Annotated in this window: 14 protein-coding genes; 13 read left to right on the top strand and 1 reads right to left on the bottom strand. The window is 54.9% G+C overall.

What is annotated here, in order from left to right; translation table 11 throughout:
* Positions 1-165 precede the first annotated feature (165 nt).
* The 5 genes from tig (at position 166) to O9H32_RS06485 (ending at position 6295) form a co-directional block, all read left to right on the top strand.
* Positions 166-1455, top strand: a complete 1290-nt coding sequence (gene tig, locus O9H32_RS06505; protein WP_269865092.1) for a trigger factor — start codon at positions 166-168, stop codon at positions 1453-1455.
* Positions 1456-2294: 839 nt separating this feature from the next.
* A complete protein-coding gene (gene clpP, locus O9H32_RS06500; RefSeq protein WP_269865091.1) occupies positions 2295-2885 on the top strand; it encodes an ATP-dependent Clp endopeptidase proteolytic subunit ClpP in 591 nt (196 codons plus the stop codon).
* Between the two features lie 15 nt (positions 2886-2900).
* The gene (gene clpX / locus O9H32_RS06495; protein WP_269865089.1) at positions 2901-4166 is read left to right on the top strand and encodes an ATP-dependent protease ATP-binding subunit ClpX; all 1266 of its coding nucleotides are present in this window, start codon (positions 2901-2903) and stop codon (positions 4164-4166) included.
* 117 nt (positions 4167-4283) lie between these two features.
* Positions 4284-5393, top strand: coding sequence for a flavodoxin-dependent (E)-4-hydroxy-3-methylbut-2-enyl-diphosphate synthase (gene ispG / locus O9H32_RS06490; RefSeq protein WP_269865088.1), 1110 nt, complete (start codon positions 4284-4286; stop codon positions 5391-5393).
* Between the two features lie 137 nt (positions 5394-5530).
* Positions 5531-6295, top strand: coding sequence for a divergent polysaccharide deacetylase family protein (locus O9H32_RS06485; RefSeq protein ID WP_269865086.1), 765 nt, complete (start codon positions 5531-5533; stop codon positions 6293-6295).
* A gap of 107 nt (positions 6296-6402) precedes the next feature.
* Here the strand turns inward: O9H32_RS06485 and O9H32_RS06480 are convergent, their stop codons facing one another.
* Positions 6403-7158, bottom strand: a complete 756-nt coding sequence (locus O9H32_RS06480) for an N-acetylmuramoyl-L-alanine amidase family protein (protein WP_269865085.1) — start codon at positions 7156-7158, stop codon at positions 6403-6405.
* 193 nt (positions 7159-7351) lie between these two features.
* Between O9H32_RS06480 and lonB the strand changes: the two genes are divergently transcribed.
* The 8 genes from lonB to ccsA all read left to right on the top strand — a co-directional run bounded on the left by lonB (position 7352) and on the right by ccsA (position 17663).
* A complete protein-coding gene (lonB, locus tag O9H32_RS06475; RefSeq protein ID WP_406627262.1) occupies positions 7352-9055 on the top strand; it encodes an ATP-dependent protease LonB in 1704 nt (567 codons plus the stop codon).
* Positions 9056-9178: 123 nt separating this feature from the next.
* Positions 9179-11509 carry an endopeptidase La gene (gene lon / locus O9H32_RS06470; RefSeq protein WP_269865081.1) on the top strand — a complete coding sequence of 777 codons (2331 nt, stop codon included), beginning with the start codon at positions 9179-9181 and terminating at the stop codon, positions 11507-11509.
* 32 nt (positions 11510-11541) lie between these two features.
* The gene (gene yihA, locus O9H32_RS06465; protein WP_269865079.1) at positions 11542-12219 is read left to right on the top strand and encodes a ribosome biogenesis GTP-binding protein YihA/YsxC; all 678 of its coding nucleotides are present in this window, start codon (positions 11542-11544) and stop codon (positions 12217-12219) included.
* Positions 12220-12590: 371 nt separating this feature from the next.
* Entirely contained in the window at positions 12591-13178 is a 588-nt protein-coding gene (locus tag O9H32_RS06460) for a non-ribosomal peptide synthetase module (protein ID WP_269865078.1), read from the top strand.
* A gap of 405 nt (positions 13179-13583) precedes the next feature.
* Positions 13584-13985: an adenosylmethionine decarboxylase gene (speD, locus tag O9H32_RS06455; RefSeq protein ID WP_269865076.1), complete on the top strand. Its 402-nt coding sequence runs from the start codon at positions 13584-13586 to the stop codon at positions 13983-13985.
* A 115-nt stretch (positions 13986-14100) separates the two neighbouring features.
* Positions 14101-14628, top strand: coding sequence for an S-adenosylmethionine decarboxylase (locus O9H32_RS06450; RefSeq protein ID WP_269865074.1), 528 nt, complete (start codon positions 14101-14103; stop codon positions 14626-14628).
* 797 nt (positions 14629-15425) lie between these two features.
* Positions 15426-16823 (top strand): glutamyl-tRNA reductase, encoded by a 1398-nt coding sequence (hemA, locus tag O9H32_RS06445; protein ID WP_269865395.1) that lies wholly within the window; start codon positions 15426-15428, stop codon positions 16821-16823.
* Positions 16824-16838: 15 nt separating this feature from the next.
* A complete protein-coding gene (gene ccsA, locus O9H32_RS06440; protein ID WP_269865072.1) occupies positions 16839-17663 on the top strand; it encodes a cytochrome c biogenesis protein CcsA in 825 nt (274 codons plus the stop codon).
* Positions 17664-17681: the final 18 nt, after the last annotated feature.

The raw sequence follows: 17681 nt of genomic DNA, 5'->3' as shown, positions 1-17681 counted from the left end.
GCTTGCAGGCCGGAGCTGCGGCCGCTGCTTAAGGACAAGCCTTGAAAAGGCGTTATAATATGGTTATAATGGAATGGTTATATGGGCAGGCTCGTCCGTGGCAGTTTCATGGCGCTGCCGCGTGACAAAATTGCGATGGATAATTTTTGGAGGGGAAAGCATAAAATGAAAGCAAGCTGGGAAAAGATAGAGAAGAACCTTGGAGTTCTTGATATTGAAGTGGAAGCGGAACAGGTGGCCGCCGCTCTGGACAAGGCATTCAAGAAAGTCGTACAAAAAGTGAACGTCCCGGGTTTCCGCAAGGGCAAAGTGCCCCGCGCCATCTTTGAATCCAAATTCGGTGTGGAAAGCTTGTATCAAGACGCTCTGGATTTCATCGTTCCCGATGCTTATGTAGCTGCAGTGAACGAGACGGGCATCGAGCCGGTCGACCGTCCCGAAGTGGATGTCGAGCAGTTCGCCAAAGGCCAGACGCTGAAATTCAAAGCGAAGGTTATTGTGAAGCCTGAAGTGGAACTCGGCGAATACAAAGGCATCGAACTCGAGTCCGTATCTTCCGAAGTTACGGCTGAAGAAGTGCAAGAAGAACTCCAAAAACTGCAAAACCGTCACGCCGAGCTGGTACCGGTAGAAGAAGGCGCTGCACAAGACGGCGATGTCGTTGTCATCGACTTCGAAGGATTCGTGGACGGCGTTGCATTCGAAGGCGGCAAAGCCGAGAGATATTCCCTCGAGCTTGGCTCCGGCAGCTTCATCCCGGGCTTCGAAGAGCAGGTAGTCGGCCTTGAGAAGGGCGGAGAGAAGGATATTACGGTAACCTTCCCTGAGAGCTACCACTCCGAAGAGCTGAAAGGCAAAGAAGCAGTATTCAAGATTGTACTGCACGACATCAAGCGCAAGAACCTGCCTGAGCTGGACGACGAGTTCGCCAAAGACGTAAGCGAGTTCGAAACGCTGGACGAGTACAAAGCGGATCTCCAAACGAAGCTCCAAGAGCGTAAGGAGAACGAAGCGAAGAGCAAGAAGGAAGCCGAAGCGGTAGAGAAAATCGCCGCATCCGCGCAAGTGGACATTCCGGAAGTCATGATCACTGATGAAACCGAGCAAATGCTGAAGGAATTCGAAAACCGTCTGCGTACGCAAGGCATGAACATTGATATGTACTACCAGTTCACGGGCCAAAGCGCTGACGACCTGAAGGGCCAAATGCGTGAAGACGCCGAGAAGCGTGTTCGCAACAACCTGGTTCTGGAAGCCATCGCGAAGAAGGAAGGCATCGAGGTATCCGAGGAAGAGATCAACGCGGAATTCGAGAACCTGGCCGGCATGTACGGCCGTTCTGCAGCAGAGATCCGCAGCATCTTCACTTCCAACGGCAACCTGTCCTCCCTGCTGTCGGACATCATTACCCGCAAGACCGTAGCATTCCTGGTTGACAACAGCAAATCGGCTTAAGCCTTAGGTTACCTAACGCTTACCGCGTACTATAGAACAAGAGACAAAGGCACGTGTGATTCACAAGCGTGCCTTTGTTTTACCCTAAAAACGCGGATAAGCACAAATGCAAGGCTTGGAACGGTATAGCTTGCTCACAATCGTTTCAAGTGTCGCAAAATGTGGTACATAGAACATAGGCACTTGAGCCATACTGATCCATACATATGAAATACCCGTAGTACATAGGAAGACATAGGTTTGGCCGTTTTCTGCTGTTCGTCCGCCCACGACAGGGATGTGTCGCCCAGCAGCATTTTTGTCTCTACTGATTTACCGTCCGCGTGTGGTTGTATCGTTTTACTGTAAGTGTGATGATGTTGTTGTTGTTGTTGTTGTTGTTGTTGTTGTTGTTGTTGTTGTTGTTGTTTGCGGCTTCGAGCCCCGACCTTGGAGGGGCAATGAAGCCCTTAAGTTTTTAAGTCTTTAAGTTTTAAGCCTTTAAGTTCTTAAGCCTTTAAGCTCTTAAAGGCTCCTTAAGCCCTTTGCGGCTCCCGGAGCTTGGAGCCGCCGGTTTTCTCGTTCCCCGTCCCTCTGTTCAGCGTGTCCGTTTCCCGTGGCTGCCTATAGGCAGCCACGGGAAACGGACGAACGCGATCCCTCCGCCGCCCCTCCATCGAAGCTCCCTTTGTCCGCTCAGGTCCCCCGCAATTCAGCGGGTCCAGGGGTGCAGCCCATGGGGTCCCCCTCGGGAGGGGGATTTAGGGGGAGGATTGGGCTTTTGCGGAAGATTTATGCTACAATACGATAGTAAGGCACTTTAACGTACTGCATTTCATGAAGTAAAGGGGTTGGAATAGATGACTCTGGTACCAATGGTTGTGGAACAAGAAGGTCGCGGCGAGCGCTCATATGATATTTATTCGCGTTTGCTCAAAGACCGTATCATCTTTTTGGGCAGCGCGATTGACGATGACGTCGCTAACCTGGTCATTGCCCAACTGCTGTTTCTGGCGGCAGCGGATCCGGATAAAGACATCCATCTGTACATTAACTCGCCGGGTGGTTCGGTAACCGCCGGGATGGGTATTTATGATACAATGCAATTTATTAAACCGGACGTTTCGACCATCTGCGTAGGCCTCGCGGCCAGCATGGGCTCCCTTCTGCTGACGGCCGGCGCGCCGGGCAAGCGCTTCGCGCTTCCGAACAGCGAAGTGATGATTCACCAGCCGCTGGGCGGCGTTCGCGGCCAGGCTTCGGACATCAAGATCCACGCTGACTGGATCATCAAGACGAAGCAGAAGCTCAATGAAATATATGTGGCGCGTACGGGACAGCCTTACGAAAAAATCGAACGCGACACGGACCGAGACAACTTCATGAGCGCGGCGGAAGCCAAGGAATACGGGCTCATTGATGCGGTTATCACTCGCAGTGACTTGACCTAGAAAAGGAGTGATCCCATGTTTAAATTTAACGATGAAAAAGGTCAGCTGAAATGCTCCTTCTGCGGCAAATCACAGGAGCAGGTACGCAAGCTGGTTGCCGGTCCCGGCGTATATATATGCGACGAGTGCATCGAACTCTGCACGGAAATCGTAGAGGAAGAGCTCGGTCATGAGGAAGAACTCGATCTGAAAGACGTACCGAAGCCGATGGAAATCCGTGCGATTCTGGATTCTTACGTCATCGGTCAGGAACAGGCGAAGAAATCCCTCTCCGTTGCCGTATATAACCATTACAAGCGGATCAACACCCAGCAGGGCAAGGTCGAAGATGTGGAACTTCAGAAGTCCAACATCGTGCTGGTCGGTCCTACGGGGAGCGGGAAGACGCTTTTGGCGCAAACCCTCGCCAAGATTCTCAACGTGCCGTTTGCTATCGCGGATGCCACTTCCTTGACGGAAGCCGGCTATGTGGGCGAAGACGTGGAGAACATCCTGCTGAAGCTTATCCAGGCAGCCGATTACGATGTCGAGAAGGCCGAGCGCGGCATTATCTATATCGATGAGATCGATAAAGTGGCCCGCAAATCCGAGAACCCGTCCATTACCCGCGACGTCTCGGGCGAAGGCGTGCAGCAGGCGCTGCTCAAGATCCTCGAAGGTACGGTAGCTTCCGTTCCACCGCAGGGCGGACGCAAGCACCCGCATCAAGAATTTATCCAGATCGATACGACGAACATCTTGTTCATCTGCGGCGGCGCCTTCGACGGCCTCGAGCAGATCATCAAGCGCCGGATCGGCAAGAAAGTCATCGGTTTCGGTACGGACGGCCTCAAGGCCGACCTGAAGCCGGGCGAGTACCTTTCTTTGGTGCTGCCGGAAGACCTTCTGAAATTCGGTCTTATTCCCGAGTTCGTCGGCCGTCTCCCGGTCATCTCGACTTTGGAGCCGCTGGACGAAGCAGCACTCGTCCGTATTCTGACCGAGCCGAAGAACGCCCTTGTGAAGCAGTACCAGAAGCTGCTTGACATGGATAACCTGACGCTCGAGTTCGATGCGGAAGCGCTGGAGGAAATCGCCAAAGAAGCGATCAAACGCAATACGGGAGCACGGGGGCTGCGTGCGATTATCGAGGGCATCATGCTCGAAGTCATGTACGAAGCGCCATCCCGCGGCGAGAACTCCAAGTGTGTCGTCACGAAAGAGGCGGTACAGGCGAAGATCGCTCCGCAAATCACCGCTCTCGACGCCCAGTCCGTGAAGAAGAAGGAAGAAAGCGCGTAAGCGAGAGATACTATAAGACCAAGCACCTCCATCCGAAGCGGTTCGGTGTCCCGGGAGCCCCCCGGGACATGTCTTCGGAGTGGAGGATGTTTGGTATCATGGGAGAGAAAACCATACATGTTCCATAGAACAGAGACGGTACCGGTCCGGGTCGGGAACCTGACGATCGGCGGCAGCAATGAAGTAATCATCCAGAGTATGTGTACAACAAAGACAGCTGACGTAGCCGCAACGGTCGCCGAGATCCACCGCCTCGAAGAAGCGGGGTGCCAGATCGTCCGGGTGACGGTCAATAACAAAGAAGCGGCCGAAGCGATCAAAGAGATCAAGAAACAGATCTCGATTCCCCTTGTGGCCGACATTCACTTTGACCACCGGCTTGCCTTAATGGCCATTGAGAACGGCATTGACAAGGTCCGCATCAACCCGGGCAATATTGGACGCCGCGAGAAGGTGGAAGCGGTCGTGAAGGCTTGCAAAGAACGCGGGATTCCGATCCGGATCGGCGTGAATGCCGGTTCCCTGGAGAACCATCTCCTGGAGAAGTATGGTTATCCAACCCCGGATGCGATGGTGGAGAGCGCCCTCTACCACATCGGTATTCTCGAGGAGCTTGATTTTAGAGACATCATCGTCTCCCTGAAGGCTTCGGACGTGCCGATGGCGATAGCTGCCTACACCAAAGCCGCGGCGGCTTTCCGTTATCCGCTTCATCTGGGGATTACCGAGGCCGGTACACTCTTCTCCGGAACGGTGAAGAGCGCCGCAGGCCTTGGTGCTCTCTTAAGTATGGGGATTGGCTCGACGATCCGGATTTCGCTTAGTGCCGATCCGGTCGAAGAGGTCAAAGTATGCCGCGAGCTCCTGAAGAGCTTCGGGCTCATTACGAATGCGGCTACGCTGGTTTCGTGCCCGACCTGCGGCCGACTCGATATCGATCTCTTCTCGATTGCCAATGAGGTGGAAGCCTACATTTCGAAGCTCAAGGTGCCGATCAAGGTATCGGTGCTGGGCTGCGCCGTGAACGGTCCCGGCGAGGCGCGGGAAGCGGATATTGGCATTGCTGGCGCGCGGGGCGAAGGGATGCTGTTCCGGTACGGGGAGATGATCCGTAAGGTACCGGAAGCGGATCTGCTTAGCGAGCTCAAGAAAGAAATCGACATCATCGTCGAGCACTTCGAGCGGACCGGGGAGATTCCGGGTCGCAAGAATCACGCCGGAGTGTAAGACGGAATAGAATCAAGCCTTGTGCGAGAGTGCCGAAGTAGGGTGCTTTCCGCGCAGGGCTTTTCTTTTATGCATAAAGGAGGCAGGGATGGTACATACCAACAAGGATTAGCTATGACCTGACGGGAGTGGATGGCATGAGAAAACGATGGATCGCCCTCACCGCGACGCTTCTTTTGGTGACGGCGGCCTTGGCTCCGGATGGCTTTGCTGAGGAAGCGGGGCGTAAACGGATTGCCGTGGTGATCGACGATTTCGGCAACAGCATGAACGGAACGGAGCAGATGTTTGAACTTCCGATTCCTTTTGCGGCGGCCGTCATGCCGTTTCTTCCCACGACCAAAGCGGATGCCGAGAGGGCTTATGAGAAGGGCAAAGAGGTGCTCGTCCATCTCCCGATGGAGCCCCGCAAAGGGAAGGCGAGCTGGCTGGGACCGGGAGCGATTACGACGCGGTTAACCGACGACGAGATCCGGGAGAAGGTCATTGCGGCCATTGAGGATGTCCCGCATGCGATCGGCATTAACAACCACATGGGGTCCAGAGCCACGGCGGACGAACGGGTGATGCGGGTGATCCTTAAGGTATGCGCGGAGCGGGGGCTGTTCTTCCTGGACAGCCGGACAACGGATAAAAGTGTGATCCGCAAGCTCTCCAAGGAGATGGGCGTGAAGACGGCCGAGAACCATATCTTCATGGACGATATCTATACGCGGAGCCATGTCTTGAAGCAGGCAATGAAAGTACAGAAGCACGTCAAAAGCCACGAGGTTACCGTGCTCATCGGCCATGTGGGGCCGCCGGGCAAGCATACGGCCGCTGTGCTAAGAGAATCTATTTCGGTATGGGAAGCCCAGGGGGCGCAGTTTGTTCCCGTGTCCGAGCTGATGCGGATTCCCTGAATCCAAAAGAGAAGGCAGACGTACTGAAGCCGGGTTCCAGGGGAATCCGGCTCTTTGGGCATGTCCGAAATTAGGGGCTGCCAGAGCTCTTGCTTGCGGTTCGGTTCTCAGCGCGAATGCACATCCAGATACGTCCGGATCCCGGCGGCAATCCGCTCGGCAATCTGCTGCTGGGAGGCCTCCTCCGTCAGCAGCCTGCGGTCCTCCGCATTCGTCAGGAAGCCCATTTCCACAATGACGGACGGCGCCCGGACATGCTTCAGCAGGTAGTAGCTGCGGCCGTAGACCGGTTTCGTATCCGTTCCGTAGAGCGGGTTCAAGGCCTCCTGCAGGCAGCCTGCGAGCTTACGGCTCTCGGCTCCTTTCTGGTGGATGAGCAGGGCCCCGCGCTTCGATGGCCGCTTGGCCGAATTGACATGCAGGGAGACCATGACTTTGGGCTCCACTTCTTTGGCGAGATGGCTGCGCTGGGCGAGGTCTTTGATATGCCTCGAAGGATTGTTCAGCCAGCGGTTGTCGCTGCTCAGCGCATAGTCTCCCACCCGGTCGAGCAGTACGGTATAACCGCTGCTGCGCAGGGCCTCATAGGTTTTGCGGGCAATCGCCAGGTTAATGTCCTTCTCCAGTATATGATCGAATACGGTTCCCCCGTCAACGCCTCCATGTCCGACATCAATCAGGATATCCGTCTGGGATAGGGCGGGGTAGTCCGTGCGAATCTCCGGCAGCAGCAGCTGGTCGATAGCAGGGGGCTGCTCTTGCTCAGCGGCCGATGGGGGTTCGAACGCGGGAAGGATCCCGGCCGCCAGTCCGCCCAGCAGCAGTCTCAGCAGCCATCTTCGTAAGCGTCGGTGTCTCTCCATGATATCTTTCCTCCTCTGCGTCATGTTGCTCCAATGATTCTCACTCCGACTTCCTGCTCTAGTAGCTTCCCCCAAAAAGTTTCTCCCCGCTGCGGGATTAATGCTTCCATGAGAGGGCAATACTACCAATTATATTAATTGAATGGTTGCGGCTGTACAGCTATGCTGTTCCGCTGCGACGATGGGAGGCCTGATGTCCTTGAGTATCACGGTTGTAATGATGGTCGTTCAGCTGTTTTTCGCCATTGTTATCGGGATGTATTTCTGGAATTTGCTGCGGAACCAACAGACGAACCGCACGGCAGTGGATAAAGAATCGAAGAAGGAGCTGGAGAAGCTGCGCAAGCTTCGTTCCATCTCCCTGAACAAGCCGCTTGCGGAGAAGACGAGACCCTCGGCGATGGAAGACATCGTAGGGCAGAAGGAAGGCTTGCGGGCACTCAAAGCCGCTCTCTGCGGGGCGAACCCTCAGCATGTCATAATCTATGGCCCTCCCGGAGTCGGGAAGACTGCCGCCGCGAGAGTGGTGCTGGAAGAGGCGAAGAAGAATCCGGAATCGCCGTTCCGTCCGGACGCGAAGTTCAACGAGATCGACGCGACGACCGCCCGCTTCGATGAGCGCGGCATAGCGGATCCGCTGATCGGTTCCGTGCATGACCCGATTTATCAGGGAGCTGGAGCGATGGGGGTGGCGGGGATTCCCCAGCCCAAGCCGGGGGCGGTAACCAAAGCCCACGGCGGCATTCTGTTTATTGACGAGATCGGTGAATTGCATCCGCATCAGATGAATAAATTATTAAAGGTACTGGAGGACCGGAAGGTCTTCCTGGAGAGCGCGTACTATAATTCCGAGGATTCGAATGTCCCGGGCTACATTCACGACGTGTTCCAGAACGGGCTTCCGGCGGACTTTCGTCTCGTCGGCGCGACAACCCGCAATCCCCAGGAGCTGCCGCCGGCTATCCGCTCGCGCTGCATGGAGATCTACTTCCGTCCGCTGCTGCCCGGCGAGATCGGGGATATTGCTTCGAAGGCACTGCAGAAGATCGGGTTCCCTGTGAGCGAGCCGGCCATTGAAGTGGTCAAGAAATACGCCACCAACGGCCGCGAAGCGGTCAATGTCATTCAGCTTGCAGCCGGGATGGCGCTGACGGACCAGCGGCGCGAAGTCACCGCGGCGGACATCGAGTGGGTGGTGAACTCCTCCCAGATTCCCCCGCGGCCCGAGAAGAAGATTGCCGGCCAGCCGGAAGTCGGGCTGGTCAACGGGCTGGCCGTGTATGGGCCGAACCTTGGCACCCTAATGGATATCGAGGTCACCGCGATTCCCGCGGCCACCGGAGCTGGGAAGTTCACGATCACCGGGGTGGTGGACGAAGAGGAGATGGGGGGAGGGTCCCGGACGCTGCGGCGCAAGAGCATGGCCCGCGGTTCCGTCGAGAATGTGCTGACCGTGCTCCGGCGGCTTAACATCAAGCCGTATGATTACGATCTTCATATCAACTTTCCGGGAGGAACCCCGATCGACGGTCCGTCCGCGGGCGTGTCGATGGCGATCGCCATCACATCCGCCATCCGGAGGGTGCCGGTTGACAACCACCTGGCGATGACCGGCGAGATTTCGATTCACGGCCGGATCAAACCGGTTGGAGGCGTGATCGCCAAAGTGGAGGCCGCATTCCAGGCAGGAGCGACGAAGGTCATTATCCCCAAAGAGAACTGGCAGGAGATCTTCGCGGATCTGAACGGACTGCAGGTCATTCCGGTCGAGACGATCGAAGAGGCGCTGCATCATGCGCTGGGCCAGGAATTTATGCTGTCGGAGGAGACGGTGGCCCTGCCCCAAGATGGGCTCTCTCCCGCCTCCGTTACGATTCTGCACGCCGATGCCCCTTAAGGGGGCGTCCGGCGTCTCTCTTTTTTCTCCGGCTGGGAGCAAGGGGCCCATTGGTGTTTTGAAATGGATTTTGTTAAAATGGGATTCACAGCATTGAACCCTAAGTCTGGAGGTGCTCGCGGGATGGGACCGAGTAAACATAAAATGCGGCGTCTGCCGCTGCTGCCGCTTCGGGGGCTGCTCGTATATCCGAGTATGGTGCTCCACTTGGACGTAGGCAGGGAGAAGTCGGTTCGCGCCCTGGAGAAAGCCATGGTCGACGACAGCATGATTCTGCTCTGCTCGCAGTCGGAAGTGAACATCGAGGAACCGAAGACCGAAGACATTTACCGCGTCGGCACCATCGCCAAAGTACGGCAGATGCTGAAACTGCCCAACGGGACGATCCGTGTCCTAGTCGAGGGAGTCGTACGGGCCGAGATTACCGAATTTTTGACCAATGAAGAGTATTACGAAGTGACGGTGAAGGAGCTTCCCGAGCAGGAGACCTCCGACCCCGAGATTGATGCCCTCATGCGGACGGTGCTTAGCCAGTTCGAGCATTATATCAACCTATCGAAGAAAGTGACGCCGGAGACCCTCGCGGCCGTATCCGATATCGATGAACCGGGACGTCTGGCGGACGTGATCTGCAGTCACCTGTCGCTTAAGATTAAAGATAAACAGGAAATCCTCGAAACCGTCGATGTCAAAGACCGCCTCGAGAAGCTGTTGGCGATTCTGAACAACGAGCGGGAAGTGCTGGAGCTCGAGCGCAAGATCTCACAGCGCGTCAAGAAGCAGATGGAGAAGACCCAGAAGGAGTACTATCTGCGCGAGCAGATGAAGGCGATCCAGAAGGAACTGGGCGACAAGGAAGGCCGGGCCGGCGAAGTGGAGGATCTGCGCAACCAGCTCAGCGAGAACAACGTGCCGGAGAAAGTCCGCGAGAAGATCGAGAAGGAGATCGACCGGCTGGAGAAGATGCCGTCGACTTCGGCGGAAGGCTCCGTGATCCGCAACTATATCGATTGGCTGCTCGGATTGCCTTGGAATCTGGAGACCGAAGACGACCTCGATATCCAGAAGGCCGAAGAGATCCTGAACGAAGACCATTACGGACTCGAGAAGCCCAAGGAGCGCGTGCTGGAGTACTTGGCGGTGCAGAAGCTCGTCAAGAAGCTCAAGGGTCCCATCTTGTGCCTGGCGGGGCCTCCAGGAGTCGGCAAGACTTCCATCGCCCGCTCCATCGCAAGATCGCTTGGGCGCGAATTCGTCCGGATCTCGCTCGGCGGCGTACGGGACGAGGCGGAGATCCGCGGACACCGCCGCACCTATGTGGGAGCCATGCCCGGACGCATCATCCAAGGGATGAAGACGGCGGGTACGAACAATCCGGTCTTTCTGCTCGACGAGATCGACAAGATGGCGATGGACTTCCGCGGAGACCCGGCATCCGCTCTGCTGGAGGTACTCGATCCGGAGCAGAACGGGACGTTCAGCGACCACTATATCGAAGTGCCGTTCGACCTGTCGAACGTGATGTTCGTAACTACCGCGAATGTCATTCAGAATATCCCGCGCCCGCTGCTTGACCGGATGGAAGTGCTTTATATTCCGGGGTACACGGAGGTCGAGAAGCTGCACATCGGCCAGAAGTACCTGCTGCCGAAGCAGCAGCGCGATCACGGACTCGAAGACAGCCAGCTCGCCGTGGACGAGGCCGCTCTAATGAAGACGGTCCGGGAGTATACCCGCGAAGCGGGTGTACGGAACCTGGAGCAGCAGATCTCCTCGATCTGCCGCAAAGCGGCCAAACAGATCGTCGGCGGTGCGCCGAGCGTCCATGTGCAGGCGGAGAACCTGAAGGATTTCCTCGGCAACCCGAAATTCCGCTACGGCATGGCCGAGGAGCGGGACCAGGTAGGGTCCGTGACAGGTCTCGCCTGGACGGAGGTGGGCGGCGAAACGCTGGTCATCGAGGTGACCGTCATGCCGGGCAACGGCAAGCTGACCCTGACGGGCAAGCTCGGAGACGTCATGAAGGAATCGGCCCAGGCTGCTTTCAGCTATACCCGTTCACGGGTGGAGCAGTTCCAGATCCAGCCCGATTTTCACGAGAAATTCGATATTCACATTCATATCCCTGAGGGTGCCATTCCGAAGGACGGTCCTTCCGCCGGCATTACGATGGGTACGGCGCTGATCTCCGCGCTCACGAACATTCCTGTCTCCCGCCACGTGGCGATGACCGGCGAGATTACCCTCAGGGGACGGGTGCTGCCGATCGGCGGTCTCAAAGAAAAATCCATGGCCGCGCACCGGGCCGGTATCCGGACGATTATTCTGCCGAAGGATAATGCCAAGGATATCGATGATATTCCCGAGAGCGTGCGCAGCGAACTGACGTTCTATCCGGTCTCGCACATGGATGAAGTCCTCGAGTACGCGCTGGTGAAGCCGGCCCGAGTCTAATACTGTAACCTGGTTCACAGAGAGGATATGTCATGAAAGTCAATCAAGCTGAATTCGTCATCAGTGCGGTTGGTCCGAGCCAATATCCTGCCGATGCCTTGCCGGAGATTGCTCTGGCAGGGCGTTCTAATGTAGGCAAGTCTTCGCTCATCAACCGCATGATTCAACGCAAGAACCTCGCACGTACGTCGTCCAAGCCGGGCAAGACCCAGCAGCTCAACTATTACCGGATTAACCAGGACTTATTCTTCGTAGATTTGCCGGGATACGGTTATGCGCAGGTGTCCAAGACGGAGAGGGCGAAGTGGGGCAAATTTATCGAGCAGTATTTGACGGAGCGCGAGCCGCTGAAGCTCGTTCTGCTCATTATCGATGTGCGCCATCCGCCCTCCAAGGACGATCAGGCCATGTATTCCTGGCTGAAGCATAACGGCGTGCCGATGTGCATCGTTGTCACCAAAGCGGACAAGATCCCGCGCGGCAAGTGGCAGAAGCATCTGAAGATCGTCAGGGAGACGCTCGGGACCGATAAGGAAGATCCGATGATCCTGTTCTCTTCCGAGCTCGGAGTCGGCAAGGACGAGCTGTGGGGCCTGATCGAGAACCGGATCGGATACGTGCCACCCGGAACGGAACCGGATCCTGCTCGGACTGCAGAATCTGCCGTTGAGGAAGAAGCGGCTGCAGCCTCGGACGGTACGGAAGCGTAATTTACTGATTTCAAACCTAGGAACCGTTTCTGCGGCAGCTGCCGCCGGAGACGGTTTTTTTGCTTTTGGACCGGGTTGGATCGGTTCAAAAGGGTTCGTTCGGGGTAATGGATGCTATAGAGGACAGGCCCACCATTCTCGTTGCAAGCGAAGGGAATCCCGTAGGGAACCGTACAAACTTGGGTGGGAAAGCGAGGGATTTGGAAGTTACTTCGTGTTCTTCAACGGAGAAAGCGAAATTTTCTGAATTCCGGCGAAAATCAATGAATGTCCAGCAGGAATATTAAATAAATATGTAGTATAATGTATATAGAACAACTGAAGAAATATTGAGGCTGCAAGGTTCGAAAAAAATGAATCGAGGGATTTTTATGGCAAATAGGTTAGCGACCGAATACGTCAAAACCTGCCTACAGTTAACGGAAGCCGAGATGGTTGGTTTTATTCAGATGTTTGTGGATCAAGGAGCCTCCCTGCAAGTCAAAGTATTAGAAAACGGAAACCAAGAGGTGGTACTGCCGGACGATTCGGGAGAGGAAATTAACCTGTCGTTCGAGCGCAAAAACAACTTGTACATCTGCCAGGGCACATGCCGCATCCGGAATAAAGACCTCGTGAATTTGATGCGCAAAGCCGTATCGACATACAAAGGTGATGCCGTAGTCAACCGGATTTATCCGGCTTATACGATGGAGTATACGTACAAGCAAGGTGCAGTAGTCAAAATCGTAGAAAAAACAGACCTATCCGATAAACTCATTTATGAATATAAAGATACGCTCGGCGAGCTGCAGCAGATGTTCCTCAAGAACAATGTGGAACATGAAATCCAGTCGCTCCGGTTCCAGGTGAACGGACTGCTGGACTTAAGAAACGAGCTGAAGGACGTCTCGTTACGCGAGCATATCGATGAGAGGCTGCAGAAGCTCACTCACCGCCTGTTTGTACTCGAAGCCTAATATAACACCTCCCACCCCGCGGCCCAGGCTTGCGGGGTTTTGATTTGCCGCTGGGCGTCCCTCCATGGCGGATTTGAACAGCGAATTACTGATGCGGGGCCTAAAGATGGGCGGATGCCTAAACACAACAGACAAGCAGCGGACATAATTTGTTCATGTATTGGAATCTCTCGACAAAACTTTACAGCTCATTTTGAAAAAAGTATTGCAATTCTGATCTAGAGATGTTATTTTTATTTTCGTTGATTGCAAGCGAGAGTCACAAGGATGAAAACAAAATAGGAACCAGGATTCACTCAGGACATGTTATGTTGCGAGAGATTTATCCCTCGGGAAGTGAATGACGTAGGTCCTAGCGGATGAAATTTTTACAACATTTTATTCCTAGGAAGGGGGAACCGGAAGATGGAATATTCAACTTTCGGAAGACACGTAGCTGTAGACACTTGGGGAGTAGATTTTGATCTACTGAATAATGCAGAGTGGCTGCAAGCACAAATGGTAGAAGCTGCTGAGGTTTGTGGTGCAACTGTATTGTCCGTTCAGTCCAAGCAATTTGAACCCCAAGGGGCAACTGTACTGGTACTGCTGTCAGAAAGTCATCTCTCCATTCACACGTATCCTGAGAGAGGTTTTGCAGCTCTTGACTGCTACACATGTGGTGAGACTGTTGATCCTCAAATCGCTATCGAACACATGCTGTCCGTGCTGAAGCCGGCTACGACACATGCAAAGAAATTGGTTCGGGGCATGGGTGAACTGCAAGTGGAAACACCTGCGCTGAAACAAGAACAACTCGTCAAATAATAAACAATGAACATAAGATAACCACGGAGCAATCCGTGGTTATTTCTTTTATCCCTGTCCCATACAATGCTCTCAGGAGTTCCTTGCCGCGGAGCATGAAAAAAGGGGAGAGGGAATGAAGCGGACACGAAAGAAATGGTTTATGTATACGGTGGTTGCCCTGTTGATCCTATGGCCGCTGCTCCAAATCGCGGAACTGCTGGGTGCGAAAGCGCCCCAAGAACCCGCAGAGAAGCTGCTCTACCAGGTATCGCTGTTCCAGATGGAGCGGCTGAACAGTTACCTGCTGGAGAGTACCGAGAGTCAGAATACCGAGGAGCTCAACGCTTTGCGTCAGGCCCTGTATTCCGCGCAGTTCGCCCATGGGCATCTGGCACTTGCTTATGGAGAAGAAGAGATGTCGCCGCTGTCTTCCCTGCAGACGCTGATGCAGTACCTGCTGCGCCTGCAGGTCGGCGGGAGCCGTCCCTTGAAGCCGGATGAGCTTCAGACCTTGGCTGCTGCGGGGCGGCTCTATGGTGAGCTTTATGCTTCGTACGGCGAGCTGGTTTCTTCGAATGGATCGATAGCGGGTTCGAAAAACGACCGTATGGCCGAGGCGGACGAGGCGTTGACCGAATTTTTGAAGAAAAAACTGCCTTAGTTTGTATATCGGGTTCACGGCTGGGAAAAAACTAACAACGGTGGGCTTGTCGCATCCCGTGACCTTGGTCACTGTCCGAATAGGTTGATCCATGGTAGGGTGTAAGCTGGATGCCGTTTTCGGACAGTGGACGAAGTTTCATGCTTTTTTCATTAGACGTTCATGATACAGCAGGCGATTTGTTGTATTGTAGAGATATAAGATTTGGACTAGATCTAAATTAACTCGTTATAGGTTCTAAGGGCCGCTTCCCGCCGGGGAGCCGGCCGCTATGCATCAGGTGTCGGCCGCTGGCGACCGGAGGAGCCAGTCGGCCGTCCCTGCGGCCACCGAGCGCTGCGAGGCAGCCATCGCTCTGCGACTGCGTAAAGCGTGTACCTGGGTGATGTTATGCTTCTGCGAGGAAGCATAACATCACCCAGGTACGGACGCGATCCCGGCACGCACCCGCGCAGCCATGCGTCTGTGCCCCGGATCTCGTTCCTGCGATGTTACCGCACGGCGTATAGCGTATCCTTGTCCGGACGGCGAGGCGTTAGCCGGAGCCGGTCTTCGCGCAAGGAGGAAAAGCGATCCCAGCACACGCCCTCCTTCGAAGACTGTGGGGGCTAGGGGGCGGGTCCATTGGGACCCCTGAGAGTTTTGCACAGCACAACTTGCTTCGCAAGCATAGGCTTGTGGGGGATTTAGGGGGAGTGCTCCATGCTCAAAAAAAGTTCATAAATCTTGTCGAAGCAGGTCGGACAAGTATGTTATAATAGATGACAACACATCAAAGGAGGAGGCAGGTGAACCACATGCATATCGTCGTGGCGGGTCTGAATTATCGTACAGCACCAGTAGCCATCAGAGAGAAATTTGCATTCGCCGAAGGAGATTTGCCACGGGCGCTCGAGGAGCTGAAGGCAACAAGCAGTATCATGGAGTGCGTGATTGTGGGCACCTGCAACCGGACGGAACTGTACGTGGCAGTAGACACCCAGCAGCTGTGCGGCCATCATTTGCGCAGTTTTATGGAAAAGTGGTTCGGCGTGCCTAAGGATCAATTTAACAAGCACCTGTACGTTTACGAGAACGAGAAAGCCATTAATCATCTGTTCCGGGTAACGAGCGGACTCGATTCCATGGTGATCGGGGAGACCCAGATACTCGGACAGGTCCGCGATGCGTTCCTGCTGGCACAGAAGGAGAAGACGACCGGGGTGCTCTTCAACACCTTGTTCAAGCAGGCGGTAACGATGGCCAAGCGCGCCCACACGGAGACCGGCATCGGCGAGAATCCGGTTTCGGTGAGCTACGCGGCTGTCGAGCTCGGGAAGCGGATCTTCGGCACCTATAAAGGCAAGAAGGTCCTGATTATCGGTGCCGGGAAGATGAGCGAACTGACGGTCAAGCATTTGTACGCGAACGGTGCGGACAAAGTGATCGTCGTCAACCGCACGCTGGGCCGCGCGAAGGAACTCGCGGATAAATTCGATGGCGTCGCGAGCACGATGGACCGGCTGCTGGATCATCTCGAAGAGGCCGATATTGTGATCTCCTCCACCGGAGCGTCCGGCTACGTCCTCACCGCTGAGCAGGTATCCTGTATTCTGCAGCGGCGTCGTTCGAGGCCGCTGTTCATGATTGATATTGCGGTACCGCGGGATCTTGATCCGCGGCTTGGAGATATGCCCAATGTATTCCTCTACGATATCGATAACCTCCAATCGCTCGTGAATTCGCATATGGAAGAGCGGCATAAGGCTGCGGTTCAGATCGAAGACATGATCGGGGCGGAGATGGCGGCATTCGAACAATGGACGAAGACGCTGGGGGTAACACCGGTCATTCAGGCCCTGCAGACGAAAGCTGCCTCGATTCATGAGGATACGATGGAGAGCCTCATGAAGAAACTGCCGGATCTCGACGAACGGGAATTGAAGGTCATCCGCAAGTTAACGAAGAGCATTGTCAACCAGATGCTGCGGGATCCGATTGTCCGTATCAAAGAAATGGCTGCCGAGCGTCATGGGGATGAGGCGCTCGAGATGTTCACAACAATTTTCGCTTTGGAGGAGCAGCTGGCCGAGCAAAAACAGGTGGAACGGGCGATGCGCCAGCAGGAAGCGGAAGCCGCCGGCGAGCGGATCAAAGAAGAACTGCTGAGCAAAGTGAGAGTGCCTGCCTCTGTTGATGCGCTGGCCAAAGCCTGACCGGAAAGGAACATCATGGTCACTCAAACTTGGCTGTACGATGCCATTCTTTATATTTACGCCCTGAGCCTCCTGTTCTACTTCTCGGACTTCGTCGGTCCGAACCGAAGTGCCAAACGGATGGGCGCAGGGTTGCTTTTGTTTGTCTGGGTGCTGCAGACCGTCTACCTGGGTTACAGTCTGGCGGTGGACACCTCCTTATCGGCTTTATCGACGGGAGAGACGCTTTTCCTGGTTTCCTGGCTGCTTGTAACGATCTCGCTGATCGTCAATCGGTTCATCCGAATCGAACTGTTCGTTTTCGTAGTGAATGTGTTTGGTTTTGCTACGCTGGCGCTCAATATATTCAGCAAGCCGGGCATGTCCCCTACGCTTTCGCATTGGGACATCAATGACGAGCTGCTGTTTATTCACATTACACTGGCCGCCGCAGGATATGCGGCTTTCGTCGTATCCGCTGTTTTTTCGGGGATGTACCTGTTCCTGCACCGCAAGCTCAAAGAGAAGAAGTGGAGCCAGTTGATGCAGCGGCTGCCGAGCTTGGAGAAGACGGACCAGTATGCTATGGTGGCTGTGGTTATTGGGGCCCCCCTGCTGCTGCTGACGATCATGCTGGGTATCGTCTGGATTTCATTGGAGGGCGACACCTCGCTGTTCTACGATCCGAAAGTTATTAATTCCTGGTTTGTATTTTTGGCATACATCTTCTATCTTCTGCAGCGGTTGTGGATGAAGGCACCGGGCAATCGGCTCGCCCAATGGAATCTGGCGGCGTTTGCCATTACTTTTTTGAACTTTGTGCTGGCAAACTATTATACTTCATTTCACCAGTGGTCCTAGGGGCAAAAGGGGGCAGCG

Source organism: Paenibacillus caseinilyticus (assembly GCF_027533645.1).
In the GTDB taxonomy this organism is placed as follows: domain Bacteria; phylum Bacillota; class Bacilli; order Paenibacillales; family NBRC-103111; genus Paenibacillus_G; species Paenibacillus_G caseinilyticus.
This window is presented reverse-complemented; position numbering and strand designations above follow the sequence as displayed.

Coding starts and splice junctions, on each gene's coding strand:
- tig (WP_269865092.1), top strand. CDS start 166: ATGAAAGCAAGCTGGGAAAAGATAGAGAAGAACCTTGGAGTTCTTGAT.
- clpP (WP_269865091.1), top strand. CDS start 2,295: ATGACTCTGGTACCAATGGTTGTGGAACAAGAAGGTCGCGGCGAGCGC.
- clpX (WP_269865089.1), top strand. CDS start 2,901: ATGTTTAAATTTAACGATGAAAAAGGTCAGCTGAAATGCTCCTTCTGC.
- ispG (WP_269865088.1), top strand. CDS start 4,284: ATGTTCCATAGAACAGAGACGGTACCGGTCCGGGTCGGGAACCTGACG.
- O9H32_RS06485 (WP_269865086.1), top strand. CDS start 5,531: ATGAGAAAACGATGGATCGCCCTCACCGCGACGCTTCTTTTGGTGACG.
- O9H32_RS06480 (WP_269865085.1), bottom strand. CDS start 7,158: ATGGAGAGACACCGACGCTTACGAAGATGGCTGCTGAGACTGCTGCTG.
- lonB (WP_406627262.1), top strand. CDS start 7,352: ATGTCCTTGAGTATCACGGTTGTAATGATGGTCGTTCAGCTGTTTTTC.
- lon (WP_269865081.1), top strand. CDS start 9,179: ATGGGACCGAGTAAACATAAAATGCGGCGTCTGCCGCTGCTGCCGCTT.
- yihA (WP_269865079.1), top strand. CDS start 11,542: ATGAAAGTCAATCAAGCTGAATTCGTCATCAGTGCGGTTGGTCCGAGC.
- O9H32_RS06460 (WP_269865078.1), top strand. CDS start 12,591: ATGGCAAATAGGTTAGCGACCGAATACGTCAAAACCTGCCTACAGTTA.
- speD (WP_269865076.1), top strand. CDS start 13,584: ATGGAATATTCAACTTTCGGAAGACACGTAGCTGTAGACACTTGGGGA.
- O9H32_RS06450 (WP_269865074.1), top strand. CDS start 14,101: ATGAAGCGGACACGAAAGAAATGGTTTATGTATACGGTGGTTGCCCTG.
- hemA (WP_269865395.1), top strand. CDS start 15,426: ATGCATATCGTCGTGGCGGGTCTGAATTATCGTACAGCACCAGTAGCC.
- ccsA (WP_269865072.1), top strand. CDS start 16,839: ATGGTCACTCAAACTTGGCTGTACGATGCCATTCTTTATATTTACGCC.